This is a genomic window from Thermovenabulum sp. (assembly GCF_049723235.1).
In the GTDB taxonomy this organism is placed as follows: Bacteria; Bacillota; Thermosediminibacteria; order Thermosediminibacterales; family Thermosediminibacteraceae; genus Thermovenabulum.
In genome coordinates this window covers 20,319-39,117 of sequence record NZ_JBNARB010000008.1, presented here as the reverse complement: position 1 = coordinate 39,117, position 18,799 = coordinate 20,319, and the positions used below count along the sequence as shown (strand labels likewise).

The 18,799-nt window shown below is 37.9% G+C and carries 16 protein-coding genes and 1 other annotated feature; of the genes, 15 read left to right on the top strand and 1 reads right to left on the bottom strand.

Features of this window, described 5'->3' with window-relative positions; translation table 11 throughout:
* Positions 1-28 precede the first annotated feature (28 nt).
* The 15 genes from ACPLOV_RS05735 to dapB all read left to right on the top strand — a co-directional run bounded on the left by ACPLOV_RS05735 (position 29) and on the right by dapB (position 18,273).
* Positions 29-1,327, top strand: a complete 1,299-nt coding sequence (locus tag ACPLOV_RS05735; RefSeq protein ID WP_424908143.1) for a DRTGG domain-containing protein — start codon at positions 29-31, stop codon at positions 1,325-1,327.
* Between the two features lie 3 nt (positions 1,328-1,330).
* Positions 1,331-4,780, top strand: coding sequence for a DNA polymerase III subunit alpha (locus ACPLOV_RS05730; protein ID WP_424910796.1), 3,450 nt, complete (start codon positions 1,331-1,333; stop codon positions 4,778-4,780).
* 2 nt (positions 4,781-4,782) lie between these two features.
* Positions 4,783-4,977 (top strand): hypothetical protein, encoded by a 195-nt coding sequence (locus ACPLOV_RS05725; RefSeq protein WP_068747642.1) that lies wholly within the window; start codon positions 4,783-4,785, stop codon positions 4,975-4,977.
* 18 nt (positions 4,978-4,995) lie between these two features.
* Positions 4,996-5,955 (top strand): 6-phosphofructokinase, encoded by a 960-nt coding sequence (gene pfkA, locus ACPLOV_RS05720; RefSeq protein ID WP_424908145.1) that lies wholly within the window; start codon positions 4,996-4,998, stop codon positions 5,953-5,955.
* A 14-nt stretch (positions 5,956-5,969) separates the two neighbouring features.
* Complete coding sequence (gene pyk / locus ACPLOV_RS05715) at positions 5,970-7,718, top strand: pyruvate kinase (protein WP_424910795.1); 1,749 nt, start codon at positions 5,970-5,972, stop codon at positions 7,716-7,718.
* Positions 7,719-7,861: 143 nt separating this feature from the next.
* Positions 7,862-8,069 (top strand) — a binding site (T-box leader).
* 61 nt (positions 8,070-8,130) lie between these two features.
* The gene (gene ilvC / locus ACPLOV_RS05710; RefSeq protein WP_424908148.1) at positions 8,131-9,123 is read left to right on the top strand and encodes a ketol-acid reductoisomerase; all 993 of its coding nucleotides are present in this window, start codon (positions 8,131-8,133) and stop codon (positions 9,121-9,123) included.
* Between the two features lie 14 nt (positions 9,124-9,137).
* A complete protein-coding gene (gene ilvB, locus ACPLOV_RS05705) occupies positions 9,138-10,814 on the top strand; it encodes a biosynthetic-type acetolactate synthase large subunit (protein ID WP_424908149.1) in 1,677 nt (558 codons plus the stop codon).
* 36 nt (positions 10,815-10,850) lie between these two features.
* A complete protein-coding gene (gene ilvE, locus ACPLOV_RS05700) occupies positions 10,851-11,729 on the top strand; it encodes a branched-chain-amino-acid transaminase (protein WP_424908150.1) in 879 nt (292 codons plus the stop codon).
* A 126-nt stretch (positions 11,730-11,855) separates the two neighbouring features.
* Positions 11,856-14,507: a calcium-translocating P-type ATPase, SERCA-type gene (locus tag ACPLOV_RS05695; protein ID WP_424908151.1), complete on the top strand. Its 2,652-nt coding sequence runs from the start codon at positions 11,856-11,858 to the stop codon at positions 14,505-14,507.
* 99 nt (positions 14,508-14,606) lie between these two features.
* Complete coding sequence (locus ACPLOV_RS05690) at positions 14,607-14,930, top strand: hypothetical protein (RefSeq protein WP_424908152.1); 324 nt, start codon at positions 14,607-14,609, stop codon at positions 14,928-14,930.
* A gap of 15 nt (positions 14,931-14,945) precedes the next feature.
* Entirely contained in the window at positions 14,946-15,425 is a 480-nt protein-coding gene (locus ACPLOV_RS05685) for a macro domain-containing protein (protein WP_424908153.1), read from the top strand.
* A gap of 158 nt (positions 15,426-15,583) precedes the next feature.
* Positions 15,584-16,021, top strand: a complete 438-nt coding sequence (locus ACPLOV_RS05680; RefSeq protein ID WP_424908154.1) for an OsmC family protein — start codon at positions 15,584-15,586, stop codon at positions 16,019-16,021.
* A gap of 124 nt (positions 16,022-16,145) precedes the next feature.
* On the top strand, positions 16,146-17,144 hold the full coding sequence (locus ACPLOV_RS05675) for a biotin--[acetyl-CoA-carboxylase] ligase (RefSeq protein WP_424908155.1): 999 nt from the start codon (positions 16,146-16,148) through the stop codon (positions 17,142-17,144).
* Positions 17,145-17,195: 51 nt separating this feature from the next.
* On the top strand, positions 17,196-17,399 hold the full coding sequence (locus ACPLOV_RS05670) for a hypothetical protein (RefSeq protein WP_068747653.1): 204 nt from the start codon (positions 17,196-17,198) through the stop codon (positions 17,397-17,399).
* 133 nt (positions 17,400-17,532) lie between these two features.
* On the top strand, positions 17,533-18,273 hold the full coding sequence (gene dapB / locus ACPLOV_RS05665; protein ID WP_424910794.1) for a 4-hydroxy-tetrahydrodipicolinate reductase: 741 nt from the start codon (positions 17,533-17,535) through the stop codon (positions 18,271-18,273).
* Here dapB and ACPLOV_RS05660 read toward each other — a convergent pair.
* Entirely contained in the window at positions 18,265-18,630 is a 366-nt protein-coding gene (locus ACPLOV_RS05660) for a zinc ribbon domain-containing protein (protein WP_424910793.1), read from the bottom strand. The two genes, dapB and ACPLOV_RS05660, sit on opposite strands and share 9 nt — an antisense overlap.
* Between the last annotated feature and the right edge of the window lie 169 nt (positions 18,631-18,799).

Here is an 18,799-nt window from a genome sequence, read left to right as displayed (position 1 = left end):
GCTTTTATTAATATTGAGAGGGAAGGTTATGACAAAACACGAGAAGATAATCGAATATATAAAAAATTTGAAAATAGGGAACAGGATATCGGTAAGAAAATTAGCCAAGGAGTTGAATGTAAGCGAAGGGACCGCATATAGAGCTATTAAAGATGCTCAATTAGAAGGTCTTGTGACTACACTTCCCCGAATCGGGACAATTAGAATTGAAAAAGAGAATAAAAAAGGGATAGAGGAACTTACCTTTCAGGAAGTTGTAAATATTGTAGAAGGTTCAGTTTTAGGGGGTTTTTCCGGATTAGAAAAACCGTTGAAAAAATTCTTGATAGGTGCAATGGAAGTCGAAGACATAGCCAGGTATATAGAGCCCTGTGACCTACTTATAGTAGGGAACAGAAAAGAAGCCCAGCTCCTTGCACTGAATAGAAAAGCAGCGGTTTTGGTAACAGGAGGATTTTACCCTGATTCTGAAGTAATTGAACTTGCAAATAAAGTTGAAAGACCAATAATTACTTCCTCCTATGATACCTTTACGGTAGCTATGCTTATTAATAGGGCAATTTCTACAAAGTTAAAACAAAAGGAAGTAATTTTAACAAAAGATGTAATGGTAAGTAACCCGTATTTTCTTGATATTAATTCAAAGGTAGGGGACTGGAGGAGATTACTCAGAGCAACAAGGCACAGCAAATTCCCGGTTGTAAACGACGAAGGAGAACTGGTTGGGATAGCTACAACCAATGATGTCATAGGTTATCCTGATGATGTGCCTATAAAGGACCTAATGACAAAAAATCCTATATGTGTATCGCCCGATACACCGATTGCATATGCTGTCCATTTAATGGTATGGGAAGGTATTGAGCTGATTCCGGTAGTGGAAAACAAAAAATTGGTCGGCGTAATTTCTCGACAGGATACCATGAAGGTACTAAAAAGTTTGAGCATGCAGCCTCAAATTGGTGAGACAATAGATGAAATGATATTAAACTCTTTTTCTATAGAGAAATTCAGCGACGGTGTGATTCTAAAAGGATTTACAACGCCTGCAATGCTAAATCAATACGGGGTAACGAGTTTTGGGTCTTTAATGACTGCAATGGCCAATGCGGGACTCGAAGCTTTTAGAATAGTAAAAAGGCTGGAAACCATTCCCGATACATTTACTGTGTATTTCTCTAAGCCGGTCCAGTTAAAAGAAGATATTATTATTAAAGCAGAGATAATGGAAATTGGTAGAAAAGCAGGAAAAGTTGAAATAAATGTCGAAAATCAGAACGGAATGATAGCAAAGGGAGTAATGTCCGTAAAAGTACTTATAAGGTAGGTGATGATTCTGGGATTTGTACACCTACACCTGCATACCAATTATAGCCTTCTGGATGGAGCCTGCAGCATAGAAAAGCTGGTAGAAGAACTTAATAAAAGAGAAATGAAGGCGGCAGCCATTACAGACCACGGAGTAATGTATGGAGTGATAGATTTTTACAAGGCTATGAAAAAAGAAGGTTTAAAGCCAATTATAGGATGCGAAGTATACCTTGCAAAACGCCGATTGAATGATAAAGAACCGGGCAAAGATGATGAACAGTATCATTTGGTTCTATTAGCAAAGGATAATGAAGGTTATAAAAATTTGGTTAAACTTACCTCCATAGCCTTTATTGATGGGTTTTACTATAAACCCAGGATAGATAAGGAATTATTGAAAAAATATTCTAAGGGGCTTATCGGTTTAAGTGCATGTCTTGCGGGAGAAATTCCTTCTAAAATTCTTGAAGGAGATTACGATGAGGCAAAAAAAATAGCATTGGAATATTTAGATATTTTTGGGAAGGGAAATTTTTATTTAGAGCTTCAGGACCACAAAATTTTGGAACAGAAAAAAGTAAATCAGGCACTGTATAATCTTAGCAAAGAAACAGGCATTCCTCTGGTAGCTACCAATGACGTACATTATATATCTAAGGAAGATTATGAAATTCACGATGCTCTTTTATGTATACAAACCGGTAAAACCATAAAGGATGAGGACAGGTTAAAATTTCCTACGGATGAATTTTACCTGAAAACCGAAACCGAAATGAGGCGGTTGTTTTTCGAGGTTCCCGAGGCTCTGGAAAATACTATCAAAATATCGGAAATGTGCAATGTGGAAATTGAGTTTAATAGAATTTATCTTCCGGATTTTAAGGTTCCGGAAGGATATACCCATGATTCCTATCTGGAAAAACTATGCCAGGATGGTTTATTAAAACGATATAAAAGTATAAGTCCTGCTATAAAAGAGCGTTTGAAGTACGAACTTGAAGTTATAAAAAAGATGGGTTATTCTGCATATTTTTTAATAGTATGGGATTACGTAAATTATGCCAGGAAAAATCAAATAATGGTAGGACCCGGACGGGGTTCTGCAGCAGGAAGTTTGGTAGCTTATTGTTTGGGAATTACCGATATAGATCCGTTAAAATATAATTTACTGTTTGAGAGGTTTTTAAATCCCGAGAGGGTTACAATGCCGGATATTGATGTAGATTTTTGTTTTGAGAGAAGAGAAGAGGTAATCAAATATGTAATAAATAAATACGGGGAAGATAGGGTAGCCCAGATAGGTACTTTTGGGACAATGGCAGCCAGGGCAGCAGTAAGGGATGTAGGAAGGGTACTGGGTTATCCTTACGGTGAAGTTGATGTAATAGCAAAGATGATACCCATGGAATTGGGGATGACTGTAGAAAAAGCCTTAGAATTGAATCCAGAACTGAAAATTAGATATCAAACGGACGATAGAATAAAAAAACTTTTAAATATAGCTAAATCTATAGAAGGTTTTCCCAGGCATGCTTCTACTCATGCGGCGGGAATAGTAATTTCAGCATTGCCATTAACGGACCTTGTTCCTTTGCACAAAGTGGGAGACACCGTATCTACTCAATATACTATGACCAATTTAGAAGAGATCGGCCTTTTAAAGATGGATTTTTTGGGTTTAAGGACTTTAACGGTTATCAGAGATGCCTTAGATTTAATAAAAAAGTCTAAAGAAGTGGAGATTGACCTTAAGACTCTTCCCTTAGATGATAAAAAGGTATATGAACTTTTGAGCAATGGAGAAACCCTTGGTGTATTTCAATTAGAAAGCGAAGGAATGAGAACTTTATTAAAAGAGTTGAAACCCGAACGTTTTGAAGACATTATAGCTGTAATTGGTTTATACAGACCGGGGCCGCTGGGAAGCGGAGCTGCCCAGGAATTTATAAAAAATAAAAACGGCAAACAACAGGTGAAATACCTGCACCCCAAATTAAAACCCATACTGGAAGAGACCTACGGTATTATACTCTATCAGGAACAGGCAATGAAGATAGCTCAAGAACTGGCAGGCTTTACTCTTGCCCAGGCGGATATTTTGAGAAAAGCTATGGGCAAAAAGCAGCAGGATGTTATGCAAGCCCAGAGAAATGCCTTCATCGAAGGGTGCCTTAAAAATGGCATAGAAAGGGAAGTTGCGGAAAAAATTTTCGATGACATTTCATATTTTGCGGGTTACGGATTTAACAAATCCCATGCGGCTGCTTATGCCCTTATTGCCTATCAAACTGCTTACTTGAAGGCACACTTTCCTGTGGAATACATGGCAGCCCTGTTAAGCAGTGTAATGCATAACTTAGACAAGGTTGCTCAGTATATTTTAGAGTGCAGGCGAATGGGGATCGATGTACTGCCTCCTGATGTAAATGAAAGCTATGAAAGCTTTACGGTAGTTAATGGGAAAATTCGCTTTGGGCTTTCGGCCGTTAAAAATGTAGGTGAGAATGCTGTAAAAAGCATAATTAAAGTGAGAGAAGAAAAGGGTAAATTTAAATCGCTGGCGGATTTTTGCGAAAAACTATCTTCGGGAGAGTTGAATAAGAGATTGATCGAAAGCTTAATTATGGCCGGAGCCATGGATTCTTTTGGTGCAAAAAGGTCGCAATTATTGTCGGTTTACGAGGATGTGCTGGAAAAAATACAAAAAAGGAAAAACGGAAGGAATGTAGATAAAAATCAGGTCTCTTTTTTAGAGTTACTGGAAGAACAAAATGAAGATTATGAAAAGGATGAACTTCCCGATATACCTGAATATGACAAAAACCAGCTTCTTGCAATGGAAAAAGATGTTCTGGGGCTTTACCTCAGCGGACACCCTCTCAAAGAATATGAGAATTTTCTTTTAAAAAACACCAATTTAAGAGCAAAAGAAATTTTAGAAAGCTATAATTTGAGTGACGGAGCTAACGTAACCGTAGGTGGAATAATTTCGGGAATAAAACTTAAATCTACAAAAGAAAATAGAATGATGGCATTTTTAAATCTTGAAGATCTAACCGGTACAATGGAAATAATAGTATTTCCAGTGGTCTTGGAAAAATACAGGGAGCTTTTAGTCCAGGATAATAAAGTACTTATTAGGGGTCGCGTCAATTTAAAGGAAGAAGAAACTCCCAAGATCATAGCAGAAGAAATTGAACCGTTGATAGCAGTTAACTCAAAAAAACCCGGGGCAATAATAATAAATATTAATAAGGGAGATGAAAAACTGATAAATTCTCTTAAAGAATTTTTCCTTTTGCATCCAGGCAATTGTCCTGTTACAATTTATATTAGCGAATTAAAAAAAGCAATAGTTACGGGTAAGGAATTTTTCATAAATGAGAGTGAAAAAACCTTAGAAGAGTTAATTAGCATAAAAGGAGTTCAGGGATGCCTCTTTCTAAATAATTTTGAAGAGGAGGTTTAAAAATGTGGACGGTTGTTTATATGACTACCAGCAAGGAGACTGCTGATAAAGTAGCGGAGATATTGAAAAATGAAGGTTTTCTTGTTAAAACCAAGGAAGCTTTAAAAAGTAAAAAAAAGGGATGTTATATAGAAATTCTTGTACCTGAAGCCGAAGCTGAGGAAGCTCATAAAATAATTCTGGAGAAAAATTTATAATTTAAAGGGGAGAAAGTAATGAAAAGAATTGGAGTGCTTACAAGCGGTGGGGATGCTCCCGGAATGAATGCAGCAATAAGGGCGGTGGTAAGGCATTCTATATTTAACGGAGTAGAAGTTTACGGTATAAAAAAAGGTTATCAGGGACTGATAAACGCGGATTTTGTCAAAATGGACCTCGGTTCTGTGGGGGATATTATTCACCGGGGGGGAACCATTTTAAGGACAGCTCGATCGGAAGAATTTAAAACCGAGGAAGGAATTGCTAAAGCTATTAAAAATCTTAATGATTACGGGATCGAAGGACTGGTCGTAATTGGTGGAGATGGCTCCTTCAGGGGAGCTTATGAGCTTTCAAAAAGAGGGATTGCTGCAATTGGCGTGCCGGGAACAATAGACAACGATATTCCCTATACGGAGTACACAATTGGTTTTGATACCGCAGTAAACACCGTTGTGGAAGCAGTGAACAAAATAAGGGATACGGCCACTTCTCATGAAAGAACCTTTATTGTAGAAGTAATGGGAAGGGAATCGGGGAACATCGCCCTTTATGCAGGAGTAGCAAGTGGAGCGGAGAATATTTTGGTGCCGGAAATTCCCTATGATATAAATGAAGTCTGTAAAAAAATAATGAACGGGTATAAAAGGGGTAAACTCCACAGCATCATTATTTTAGCCGAAGGTGCAGGGCATAGTTTTGATGTGGGGAAAAAAATACACGAAATTACCGGTCTTGAAACAAGGATTATTGTCCTGGGACACGTGCAAAGGGGAGGAACACCAACGGCTTTTGACAGGATTATGGCAAGCCGCATGGGAGCCAAGGCTGTGGAACTATTAATTAAAGGTGAAACTGCAAAGATGGTAGGTTATTCCAAGGGAGAAATTGTCATTACCGATTTAGAAAAAATAAAGGAAAAGAAAAAAACCTTTAACATGGAATTATATGAGCTTGCAAATATTCTTTCGATTTAAAGGGGAGGAAGGCAATGAGAAAAACTAAAATAATCTGTACCATTGGACCGTCCAGCGAAAGAAAGGATGTATTAAGGGAATTAATTCTGGCCGGTATGAATGTAGCAAGGCTTAACTTTTCTCACGGTACCCATGAAGAGCATGAAAAAAGAATAATCGCTATAAGGGAAGTAGAAAAAGAATTAAGGGCAAACGTTGCAATAATGCTTGATACTAAAGGGCCCGAAATAAGAATAGGAACTTTTAAAAACGGTAAGGTTTACCTGAAAAAAGGACAGAAATTTACTTTAAAAACATATCCCTGTGAAGGGGACGAAACGGGAGTATACGTGGATTTAAAACAAATAAGTGAAATTTTAACAAAAGGAGACAGGGTGCTAATAGCCGATGGCTTGATAGAACTTTTCGTGGATGAAATAAAAGGGGAAGAAATTATCTGTACGGTTAATAATGAGGGAGAACTGGGCAGCAAAAAAGGTGTCAATCTTCCCGACAAAATTGTACCCCTGCCTTCCGTTACCGAGAAAGATAAGGAAGACATTATTTTCGGCATTAAAATGGGAGTGGATTTTATTGCGGCATCCTTTGTCAGAAAGGCTCAGGATGTGATCGCAATAAGAAAGATCTTGGAGGAAAATGGTGGACAGGATATACAAATAATTGCAAAAATTGAAAACCAGGAAGGAGTAAATAACATTGATGAGATCATAAAAGTGGCCGATGCAATAATGGTAGCAAGGGGTGACTTAGGTGTTGAAATCCCGGTAGAAGAAGTGCCAATAGTTCAAAAGAAGATCATCGAAAAGTGCAATAAAGCAGGAAAACCTGTCATTACCGCGACTCAAATGCTTGACTCTATGATAAGAAATCCCAGGCCTACCAGAGCGGAAACCACCGATGTGGCAAATGCTATTTTAGATGGTACGGATGCAATTATGCTTTCTGGGGAGACAGCAGCGGGAGATTTTCCGGTAGAAGCTGCTCGAATGATGGCGAAAATAGCTGAAAAAGTGGAGGAATCTATAAAAGTTGATGAGGTGACATCCGGAAGGCAGCGCATAATAAAGACGGTAACGGACGCTATCAGCCATGCTACATACACCATCGCGAGAGACCTCTGTGCTGCTGCCATAATTACGTCCACAAAATCGGGTTACACTGCAAGAATGGTGGCTAAATTCAGGCCACAAGCCCCGATTATAGCCGTTACGCCAAAAGAAAAAGTTTTGAAAACTCTTCAAATCGTATGGGGTGTTTATCCAATAAAAATAAATGAGGTTATTTCTACCGATGAAATGTTTAAAGAGGCTATATCTGGAGCATTAAATTCTGGTATAATTAAAAAAGGAGACCTGGTGGTTATTACCGCCGGTGTGCCGGTGAATGTAACAGGTACAACAAATTTGATAAGGGTGCATATTGTGGGCGAGGTAATTTTAAAAGGGACGGGTATAGGAAATAAATTTGTTACCGGTATTGCTTTTGTGGCGGATACGCTAAAAAAAGCTATGGAAATGCCGGACGGAGCTATTCTTGTTGTAGATGCTACCGATGCGGATTATACTCCGATAATAAAAAGGGCAAGCGCCGTTATTACACAAGAAGGTGGACTTACTTCCCATGCGGCAATACTGGGCCTTGAATTTGGTATTCCCGTGGTTGTCGGAGCTGAAGGTGCAACGGAAAGGATAAGAACCGGAGAAGAGATCACTGTAGATAGCCAAAGGGGGCTTATTTTTAGGGGAAGGGTGGATGTAAAATAAATTAACAAAATTTTTTTATAACACCCCCTTGACATATCTTTAATGAGGATGTAAAATACTTCTTAAACTATAAGAATATCCAGCGATAAAATCGCTGGTATTTTTATAAAGATGTAGATTATTTATTTAAAAATTTAATATTATAAAATGCTGTGAAGGAGAAGAAAGACAGTTGACACCGTCAAAGAGAGCCGGGTAAGGTGAAAGCCGGTACGGGTCTGTGTTTTTCTATCGCTCCGGAGCAGCTGGTGCGAACCTGAGTAGTACCAGCCGCCTGTTGCGTTAAATAAATGAGGCCTTTTAAGGTAAATCAGGGTGGTACCACGGGGAAAAACTCCCCTCGTCCCTGGGAAGATCTTTCTCGGGACGAGGGGAGTTTATTTTTGAAAAAAAAAATTAAAGGGGGATTTTTATGGCAAAAGTATATTACGATAATGATGCGGATTTGAAATTACTGCAGGAAAAAACAGTAGCGGTAATAGGTTATGGAAGTCAGGGGCATGCCCACGCTTTGAATCTAAAGGATAGCGGAATAAAGGTAGTAGTTGGGCTATATGAAGGGAGCAAATCCTGGGAAAAAGCAAAAGAGGATGGCTTACAGGTGGATACCGTTGAAAATGCAGCAAAGAAAGCGGATGTCATTATGATTCTTACTCCTGATCATACTCAGCCGGAGATTTACGAAAAATACATAAAGCTACATTTGACCGAGGGAAAGGCTTTAGCTTTTGCCCATGGGTTTAATATACGTTTTTATCAAATAGAACCACCCAAAAATGTTGATGTATTTATGGTAGCACCAAAAGGGCCCGGCCATATTGTAAGAAGGATGTATCAACAGGGTAATGGTGTTCCCGCATTGATAGCAGTACACAATAACTATACAAATAAGGCTAAGGAAATAGCTCTGGCTTACGCCAAGGGAATAGGAGCGACAAGGGCGGGAGTTATTGAGACGACTTTTGCAGAAGAGACTGAAACCGATCTTTTTGGAGAGCAGTGCGTCTTATGCGGAGGTTTGACGGAACTTATTAAGGCTGGATTTGAAACCCTTGTGGAAGCAGGATATCAGCCGGAAATAGCTTATTTTGAATGCTTGAATGAAATGAAATTGATCGTTGATTTAATCTATGAAGGTGGAATAAAATGGATGCGTTACTCCGTAAGCGACACGGCTAAGTACGGCGATATTACCGTTGGTAAAAGGATAATAAATGAAGAAGTAAGAAAGGAGATGAAAAAGGTATTAAACGAAATACAAAACGGCGAATTTGCGAAAAAATGGATTTTGGAAAATAAAACTGGAAGGCCTTTTTATAAAACGGTACTGGAAAAAGAAGCAGAACATCCCATAGAAAAAGTAGGTGAAGTTTTAAGGAATATGATGCCCTGGCTCAAAAAATGATTTGAGGTGAAATAATGACGGGAGCGGATTTATTGCTTTCTACACTGGAAGAACTGGGTGTAGAAGTAATTTTTGGTTTTCCGGGAGGGTCTGCCCTTCCCATATACGATGCACTTTACAGAAATAAAAAGATTAAACATATCAGGACGGTTCATGAACAAGGGGCTGCCCACGCCGCCGATGGCTATGCAAGGGCAACGGGGAAGGTAGGCGTAGCCCTGAGCACATCCGGACCGGGAGCTACAAACCTCGTGACGGGTATTGCTACTGCGTATATGGACTCTGTACCGGTGGTGGCATTTACCGGTCAAGTATCTTTACCCCTTCTGGGAAGGGATTCCTTTCAGGAAGTGGATATAACGGGGGTTACACTCCCTATTACCAAGCACAGCTTTATTATTAGAGAAAAGGAAAAAATAGTTAAAAAGGTCAAAGAGGCTTTTATAATAGCTTCAACAGGGAGGCCTGGTCCCGTAGTGGTGGATCTCCCCAAAGATGTGATGTCATCCGAAGTGGATCCGGGATGTGTAGATAGGGAAATTAACGGTTTCATCAGTTCTTTTCAGAAAAAGTATCAGACCACGTCGGATATAGAAGAAAAAATCGATAAAGCTGTGCGTATGATGGAGGAAGCCGAAAGACCAGTAATTTACGCCGGAGGAGGAGTAGTTGCTTCCCAGGCATGGAAGGAAGTATTGGAGCTGTCGGAGAAAATATCCGCTCCGGTAGCAGTTACCCTGATGGGATTAGGGTCTTTCCCCTATGAACATCCACACTTCCTGGGAATGCTTGGGATGCACGGTACCGCTTACGCAAATTACGCTGTTTCAAAATGCGATTTACTAATAGCCCTGGGTGCGAGATTTGATGACAGGGTAATTGGGAAAGGCAGTGAATTCGCAAAAAATGCAAAAATAATTCATATCGATATAGATCAAGCTGAACTGGGCAAGAATAAAAACGCAGATCTACCCATTAAAGGTGATTTAAAGGAAGTCATGAAAAAATTGTTAAACAGGGTGAGCAAAAGATATCTGAAGGATTGGCTCCAGGAAATAGAGGTCTTAAAAAGTAAATATCCTCTTAAGTATAAAAATGAGGGTTTAAAACCTCAGTATATTATTGAAAAAATATGGGAAATTACAAAGGGAGATGCCCTAATTGCTACGGAAGTAGGCCAACATCAAATGTGGGCGGCCCAATATTATAAATTCAAGGAACCCCGTAGCTTAATAACTTCCGGTGGACTTGGAACCATGGGATTTGGGTTACCGGCTGCTATAGGAGCAAAAATAGGAAGACCTGACAAAATAGTATTTAATATCGCCGGTGACGGTAGTTTTGAGATGAACTGCCATGAACTGATTACAGCTGCCCGGTATAATATTCCTATTGTAGTTGTAATATTTAACAACGGGAGTTTGGGAATGGTAAGGCAGTGGCAGGAACTGTTTTACAATAAAAGGTATTCCCATTCGATTCTTTCCGAAGAACCCGATTATGTAAAAATTGCCCTGGGTTGTGGATGCAATGCTATAAGGATAAAAGAAAAAGATGAAGTAGAAAAAGCCATATTAGAGGCGATCGATTCGGGTAGACCTACCGTGATAGAAGCTATGATTGATAAAGAAGAAAATGTCATGCCTATGGTTCCCGCGGGTGAGCCCATTTACAATATGCTCGGTGTGTAAAAAGGGCATATAAACATATTTTTTAGGAGGATGAATATGAGCATACAGGTTTATATCAATGGGAAATTTTATAATAAAGAAGATGCCAAAATCTCGGTTTTTGATCACGGCTTTTTGTACGGGGATGGAGTTTTTGAAGGTATAAGGGCTTATAATGGCAGGGTATTTAAATTAAAAGAGCATATAGATAGACTATACCATGGTGCCAATGCTTTAATGTTAAATATTCCTTTGTCCAAGGAGGAAATGATAGAAGTAGTCTTAGAGACATTAAGGAAAAATAACTTAAAAGATGCTTATATTAGACTTGTTGTTTCGAGAGGGGAAGGAGACTTAGGACTTGACCCCAGAAAATGTAAAGAGCCAACAATAATTTGCATTGCTGATAAAATAACCCTTTATCCCGAAAAGATGTATGAAGAAGGATTGGAGATAATAACTGCGGCGGTTAGAAGAAATCCTGCGGAGGGAGTAAATCCGCAGATAAAATCCCTGAACTATCTGAACAACATCTTGGCAAAGATTGAGGCAAATATGTATGGTGCTTTAGAGGCCCTCATTTTGAACACTGAAGATTATGTAGCAGAGTGTACCGGAGATAATATCTTTATAATTAAGGATGGAAAACTTATTACTCCTCCACCTTACGCTGGAATTCTGGTAGGAATAACACGAAATGTCATTATGGAACTGGCCAAAAAACAGGGAATCAATGTAGAAGAAAAGGTATTTACAAGATTTGAAATCTTTTCTGCCGATGAATGTTTCCTTACCGGTACCGCAGCAGAAGTGATTCCCGTAGTTAAATTGGACGGAAGACCTATAGGGGACGGTAAACCCGGCCCAATTACTAAAAAATTATTAAGCGAATTTAAAGAATATATTAAAAACGAAGGTACCCCTATCTACAATTAAAAAGAGCGAATATCTGGCTCCTGAAAAGGGGCCTTTTTTTTTGTGCAAAATTTATATTTGAAATGACATAATACTACCTTTTAAGGAATAAAGTTTTAATGGAGCAGTAGATAGGAGGTATGTACAATGCAAAATTCTTATTCGGTAGATATAAAAAAAGGTCTTACAAATAGGGAAGTAATGGTTAAAAAAAGATTATTTGGAAAAAATGAAATTATAGAGAAAAAAAAGGTAAATCCGGTGTCTATTTTTTTAAATCAGTACAATAACCTGATTTCTTATATGCTATTCGGGTCCCTGTTGGTCTCCTATATTTTGGGGGAAATAACCGATTCCCTGGCTATTTTAATAATTATTCTTATTAACGGTATAATGGGTTTTATCCAGGAATATAGAGCCGAAAAGTCCTTAGATAAATTGAAAGAACTTGCAGCACCCACCACCAGGGTATTGAGAGACGGTGAAATTAAGATTATTCCCGCCCGGGAAGTGGTGCCCGGAGATGTGGTTTTACTGGAATCGGGAGATCGGGTACCTGCGGATGGGAAAATATTGGAATGTGAAAGTTTTTTAGTAGATGAATCACTGCTTACAGGGGAATCCTTTCCGGTAGAAAAAAGTGCTTTTGACTTAAATACAAATAATAAAGGACTAAAAATTCACAGAAAAGATATGGTTTTTATGGGAACCTTGGTAATATCGGGCAGGGCAAAGATACTTATTACGGAAACGGGCATGAACACCGAAATGGGTAAGATTGCCCATATAATTGAAAGTATTGAAGATAAAAAAACCCCTCTACAAAAGAAACTTGAAATACTGGGCGAAAAGTTGATAGTAATATGTTCATTAATATGCGTATTTGTTTCATTGGTAGGTATTCTTCGCGGAGAGAGCATAGCAAATATGTTTTTATTTGGTGTTAGCCTTGCGGTAGCTGCAATCCCGGAAGGTTTGCCAGCTATAGTGACGATAGTCTTAGCCATGGGTGTTCAAAGGATGGCTAAAAAAAATGCGTTGATCCGAAGGCTTCCCGCAGTAGAAACCTTAGGTTGTGCTACCGTAATTTGCAGCGATAAAACCGGGACACTTACAGAAAATAAAATGACCGTAAGGAAAATATATGCAAATAATGAGATGTATATTGTAACGGGAACCGGCTACCGTTTGGAAGGAGAAATCGTAAGAAAAGATGGAAGTGTTTTTAAAAATGGTGATGAACTGAAAAGATTATTTGAAATAGCGGTTTCATGCAATAATGCTTACCTGAAAGAAAAAGAAACATCCAATTTTCTTTTAAACTTGATGGATTACCGGAAAAAAGAGCTGACTGTTTATGGTGATTCAACCGAAGCTGCGCTTATCATTGCCGGATTAAAAGGGGGAGTGAGTAAAGAAGAAATCGACGAAAAATATGTGAGAATAAAGGAAATTCCTTTTAATTCGGATCGAAAAAGAATGTCGGTTATGGTGAAAACAAGAAAAGGAGAACTTTTACTTTTTACAAAAGGCGCTCCCGAAGTTGTAGTTAACCTTTGCAGATATATGGATGTGGAAGGGAAGGTTATTCCTTTAACTTTTGAAGATAAAGAAAGAATCATGAAAGTCAGCGAAGAAATGGGCGGGGAAGCGCTGAGGGTTCTGGCTTTTGCCTATAAACATGTAAGCTTAAATGAGGCAAAAAAGGGCGATTTGGAAAGGGATTTAATATTTTCAGGTTTAATGGGCATGATAGATCCTCCCAGGAGAGAAGTAAAGGAAGCAATAGAAAAATGTTTTACTGCAGGAATTAAACCTGTAATGATAACCGGAGATCATAAATCTACGGCCTGGGCTATTGCGAAGGAAGTAGGTCTTTTAGAGAAAGGAGGGCGAATAGTAACAGGAGAGGAACTGGATAAAATAACGGATAAAAATCTTGAAGAGATAATTGAGGACATAGCTATATATGCCCGGGTTTCGCCGCAACATAAACTAAGAATAGTCAAACTCCTAAAAAAGAGAGGACACGTCGTAGCAATGACGGGTGATGGGGTGAACGATGCACCTGCAATAAAAGAAGCGGATATTGGAATTTCCATGGGGCTTAGCGGAACGGATGTAACAAAAGAAGCTTCGGCAATGGTATTAACGGATGATAATTTTAGAAGCATTGTTAATGCTGTGGAAGAAGGAAGAATTATTTACGAAAACATTAAAAAATTTATCAGGTATTTGCTTTCATGTAATACGGGGGAAGTTTTAACGATGATTTTTTCAATAATACTCGGTTTACCTCTTCCCCTATTTCCAACCCAGATTCTTTTAATGAACTTAGTAACCGACGGACTTCCGGCAATGGCACTGGGTATTGATCCTCCCGTGGAAGATGTGATGAAAAAACTTCCCAGAAGGAAAAAAGAGGATATTTTTGCCGGTGGGCTTGAAAAAAAGATATTTGTAAGAGGGATCAAGATAGGTATATGCACGATAATTTCTTATATCTTTGGAATGTACCTATCTTCGGGTGATCTTATTTATTCCAGGACCTTAGCTTATTCTACTTTGATAGTGTCCCAGCTAATATTTGCTTTTGAGTGCAGAAACGATGAAAAAGGGATCACCATTAAATCACTATTTACCAATATTTATTTATTATTTTCGGTAATAATTTCCTTTGGTGTGTTTTTGTTAACTATTTATGTTCCGAATTTACAGGGTATCTTTCATACAGTTCCCTTAGATTTTTCGGTTTGGATTTTCATAATAGCTATTTCTGCAATTGGAACTATAATTTAATCTCTTTTGACCTTTTTCGACAAAATTAATTTTAATCTTAGGAGGAATTTTCATATTTTTGTGGAATTAATATTATAAAAGCACCCGGGAGGGATGTATATGTTAAAAGACCTGGAATTTTCAATAAACCTTTACACAGAAGGAGAAAGATTTTTTGATTTACTGAAGGTCCTCATAAGAGACGCAAAAAAATCTCCCTGGCCCCATGAAAGAGAAAGAGCTATTTTCGCAGAAGGTTTATTAAAGAAAGCATTGGAAACCTACGAGGAAGCCGTAAAGCATGCAGAAGAAAAGGTTGAATCAGGTTTCTGTACTGAAGAGGATAAGCGACTGGTAAAAGAAATGAGAAGGAGATTGGATTACTGGAGGAAAAAATACGAAGAACTCTCGATGGAAAAAGTAGGATCCTCCTGCGGGATGTAAAAAGAAGGGATGGAAATGAAAGCTGTTATTGGTGATATAACAAAAGCTTCAGCTGATGTGATAGTTAATGCCGCAAATGGCATAGGTCCTATGGGCGGTGGAGTAGCCTTCGCAATAAAAAAAGCGGGTGGTAAGGTAATAGAAGAGGAAGCTATTGAAGTTTGCAAAAAATTAGATCCTCAACCGGGAGATGTTTATGTGACCACAGCGGGAGCATTAAATGCAAAATATATATTCCATGCTGTAACCATGAAGTATCCCGCTGAAAAATCAAATATTGAGATTGTAAGGAAATGCTTAAATAATCTTATTACAAAAGCTCGAGAAATGAAAATAAAATCAATGGTAATTCCGGCTCTCGCTACCGGAGTTGGCGGTGTTTCTAAAAAGGAAGCGGCAGAGGTTTTCAAAGAAGTTTTAAGGAACGTTGAAGATATTGATGTTACCGTTATGGATATTAATGAAGAATTTATAAATTATTTTAATGAAGATTAATTTTTTTAGCCGCATTTTGATGCGGTTTTTACTTTTTGCGAATAATAAAAGTAAATTTAATAAAAAATATAGAAAGAAATGAGATAAGGGGATGTGTAATTTATTTTTTAATATAACAAAAATTATGGGATATTAGAAAAAATAAGGAGGGTAAATAAATGCCAAACGTAACTTTTTCTGCAAAAGCAAACTGGAAAAACGGTATGGTAGTAGAGGGTGAAGCCAGGGGTTTTAAAGTGACGGTAGACGAGCCAAAAGAGCTGGGAGGAACCAACACCGCAATGAACCCTGTGGAATTACTTCTTTGCTCTCTTGGAGGATGTATGGGAATTGTAGCCAGTGCTTTTGCACCAAAATGCGGAGTAGAATTAAAGGGATTTTCGGTAGAATTGGAAGGCGATCTTGATCCCGATGGATTTTTAGGGAAAAATCCCAATGTGAGGAAGGGTTTTTCTGAAATAAGGTATAAAATGCATATCATATCCGATTCACCGGAAGAAAATATAAAAAAACTTTATCATCTCATTGAGGAGAGATGCCCTGTAAAGGATACTCTTCGGGGTGTTCCCGTAAAAGGTGATCTTGTTATAGGTTAAAGGGAAGGAAAAACGGCTGCCGATATAATTTTTGCAGCCGTTTTAATTTTTGTCTTTAATTTTGAAAGCCTTAAATATAGAATATTGGTAGTAGTTTTTTATTTTAAAAGTAAGGTGATGAAAAATGGAAGAAGAGATTTTAATTAAGGCTCAGGATAAAAAAAATAAAAATGAGATACTTTTATATCTTTTGAACAACAAGGGGAAATACGTATCCGGAGAAGAACTGAGCGAAAAATTGAATGTGACCAGGACGGCTATATGGAAACACATAAATGGATTCAAAAAGCTTGGATACGAAATTGATTCGGTTCCAAGGCTGGGGTATTGTTTAAAAAGTTCCCCCGATATATTGTATCCTGAAGAAATATGGAAGGATGAAGAACTAAAATTTTTAGGAAATAAAATTTACTATTATGAGTCCATAGGGTCTACAAATGAAAAAGCAAAGATTTTAGCAGTAAACGGGGAACCCCATGGCACTTTGATTTTATCTGAAAAACAAACTATGGGTAAGGGAAGAATGGGCCGAAAATGGGAATCTCCAAAAAATGAAGGTATTTGGTTATCTATAATTTTAAGGCCTAATTTATCCCCCGAAGAGGCTCCCAAAATCACCCTGGTGACCGCAGTGGCCTGTGCAAAAGCCATCAGGAAACAGGGAATAAACTGTGCAATAAAATGGCCAAATGATATTTTATATGAGGAGAAAAAATTAGCAGGAATTTTAACCGAAATCAGCGCGGAAATAGATAGGATAAATCATGTTATCGTCGGCGTAGGCATAAATGTAAACACCAAAAAATTTACCGGTGAATTGGAAAACATTGCCACATCTTTGTATTTAATAAAAGGAGAACCCGTTGACAGGAAAAAAATATTAATCGATTTTTTAAAGGAATTTGAATATTTTTATTCAAAGCTGGAAAAAGGTAATTTTCATGAGGTGTTGAAGGAATGGAAGGCTTTAAATTGTACTATTGGCCGGAATGTAAAAATAATAGGAAAAACAAAAGAGATTGAAGGGATAGCTTTTGATATAGATGGGTTCGGAGCATTGTTAATTAGAAAAAACGATGGAAGTGTGGAGAGAATATTGAGCGGAGATGTTTCGTTAAGATAGGGCATAAAAAAATAAATATTATTAAAAATAATAGTGGAGGTGTTTACATTTATGCACGATAGAGAAAAAACCATTGAGGAGATAATAGACTTTATAAAACACCATAAAAATTCCCTTGCAAGCATTAATATTTGTTCAAGGATGCTGGGAGATAAATTTATTAAGGTGGATGATGAGGTAATTCATGAGTTGCAGGTGAAACTCCCTCGAGCTGATAATGAGGAATTGGAAACTTTTTATTACATGATTAAATAAGGATTTGAAATGAAAAAATCATGAAAGATAACGTCCCTGCGGTAGACGGCTGCAGGGATTTTGTTTATAATATGTAATACTAAAAAATATAATTATTTATATAAATCCTAATATTAAAAAAGGGGGAATGTAAGTGATTAATATTATTTTGAGCGGGGCAAACGGGAAGATGGGAAGAACCCTTCGTGAAATCATAAAGGAGAGCAATGATTTCAAAATAGTAGCGGGGGTAGACAAAAACACGGAAGGCGGCGAATTTCCAATATTCGATGATGTTTTTAAAATTACGGAAAAAGCAAATGTTATACTTGATTTTTCACATCCTACATCCATAGAGAATCTTTGCAGGTTCGCAAAAGAAAATGGGATTTCTTTAGTAATAGGAACTACTGGACTGGAAGAAAAACATTATAAAATGTTAAAAGAAACCTCTAAATTCGTGCCCGTATTCGTTTCCTCCAACATGTCCCTCGGGGTGTTCTTGTTGGTAAATCTTGTCAAAAAGGCAGTAGAGGTTCTCGACGATTACGATATAGAGATAATAGAGAGACACCACAATCAAAAAATTGATGCACCCAGCGGAACGGCGCTAATGATCGCCGAGGCCATAAAAGAATTAAAAAAGGACTGCGAGTATGTGTTTTCCAGGGCAGAAAAAAGGAAAAAGAGGGATAAGAATGAAATAGGGATACACTCCATCCGGGCGGGTAATTTAGTGGGTGAACATAGGATTTTAATTGCCGGGGAAGATGAAACCATAGAACTTGCACATACCGTAACATCAAGGAAGGTTTTGGCCAGGGGAGCACTAAAAGCTGTCAGGTTTGTCGTAGGTAAAACTCCCGGATATTACACAATGAAAGACTTAGTTTAGCCTTTCACCGCAGAAGGGACAGTAATTGAAATTGGGGTTAACGATATTACCGCAACGAGGGCAGGTATTTGGGTTAAAATAGGATAAATCTTTTAATCTGGAGAAATCTATTATTGAAGTTTGTTTGAGCTCGTTAATATAATCCTTAGGAACTTCGTAAAAAGCCCTGCAGCATCTTAGAGTTACGTAATACCTGTGATTCCATTGAAATAAAGGAATAAAAAAGAAGTGAAAATAGGTATAAACCTCTATGAGCTCTGCCCTGGTTAGCCTTCCGCAGCGCGGGCAAATGGTGCTTTCAAATTCTTTAATAGTTTTTTCTCTGTCCTGGATTCCAAAAATCCCGAAAAAAAACATTTATATTCCTCCCGACACTTTATTCTGGTTATATTTTATAAGTTTTTTTAATACTTTTAAAGCAGTGTTTCGGTAAAAAAATTTTTTATAAAATAACCCCAACTTTATTTCATTATACTTCGAATAAGTATTATTAGAAAGAGGGGCACAAAAAAACTACAAAAGGAGG

Bases quoted from the DNA above. Each gene is read 5' to 3' on its own strand.
- pyk (WP_424910795.1), top strand. From the start codon at position 5,970: ATGAGAAAAACTAAAATAATCTGTACCATTGGACCGTCCAGCGAAAGA.
- pfkA (WP_424908145.1), top strand. From the start codon at position 4,996: ATGAAAAGAATTGGAGTGCTTACAAGCGGTGGGGATGCTCCCGGAATG.
- ACPLOV_RS05675 (WP_424908155.1), top strand. From the start codon at position 16,146: ATGGAAGAAGAGATTTTAATTAAGGCTCAGGATAAAAAAAATAAAAAT.
- ACPLOV_RS05695 (WP_424908151.1), top strand. From the start codon at position 11,856: ATGCAAAATTCTTATTCGGTAGATATAAAAAAAGGTCTTACAAATAGG.
- ilvE (WP_424908150.1), top strand. From the start codon at position 10,851: ATGAGCATACAGGTTTATATCAATGGGAAATTTTATAATAAAGAAGAT.
- ACPLOV_RS05690 (WP_424908152.1), top strand. From the start codon at position 14,607: ATGTTAAAAGACCTGGAATTTTCAATAAACCTTTACACAGAAGGAGAA.
- ACPLOV_RS05725 (WP_068747642.1), top strand. From the start codon at position 4,783: ATGTGGACGGTTGTTTATATGACTACCAGCAAGGAGACTGCTGATAAA.
- ilvC (WP_424908148.1), top strand. From the start codon at position 8,131: ATGGCAAAAGTATATTACGATAATGATGCGGATTTGAAATTACTGCAG.
- ACPLOV_RS05735 (WP_424908143.1), top strand. From the start codon at position 29: ATGACAAAACACGAGAAGATAATCGAATATATAAAAAATTTGAAAATA.
- ACPLOV_RS05670 (WP_068747653.1), top strand. From the start codon at position 17,196: ATGCACGATAGAGAAAAAACCATTGAGGAGATAATAGACTTTATAAAA.
- ACPLOV_RS05685 (WP_424908153.1), top strand. From the start codon at position 14,946: ATGAAAGCTGTTATTGGTGATATAACAAAAGCTTCAGCTGATGTGATA.
- ACPLOV_RS05730 (WP_424910796.1), top strand. From the start codon at position 1,331: ATGATTCTGGGATTTGTACACCTACACCTGCATACCAATTATAGCCTT.
- ACPLOV_RS05680 (WP_424908154.1), top strand. From the start codon at position 15,584: ATGCCAAACGTAACTTTTTCTGCAAAAGCAAACTGGAAAAACGGTATG.
- ilvB (WP_424908149.1), top strand. From the start codon at position 9,138: ATGACGGGAGCGGATTTATTGCTTTCTACACTGGAAGAACTGGGTGTA.
- ACPLOV_RS05660 (WP_424910793.1), bottom strand. From the start codon at position 18,630: ATGTTTTTTTTCGGGATTTTTGGAATCCAGGACAGAGAAAAAACTATT.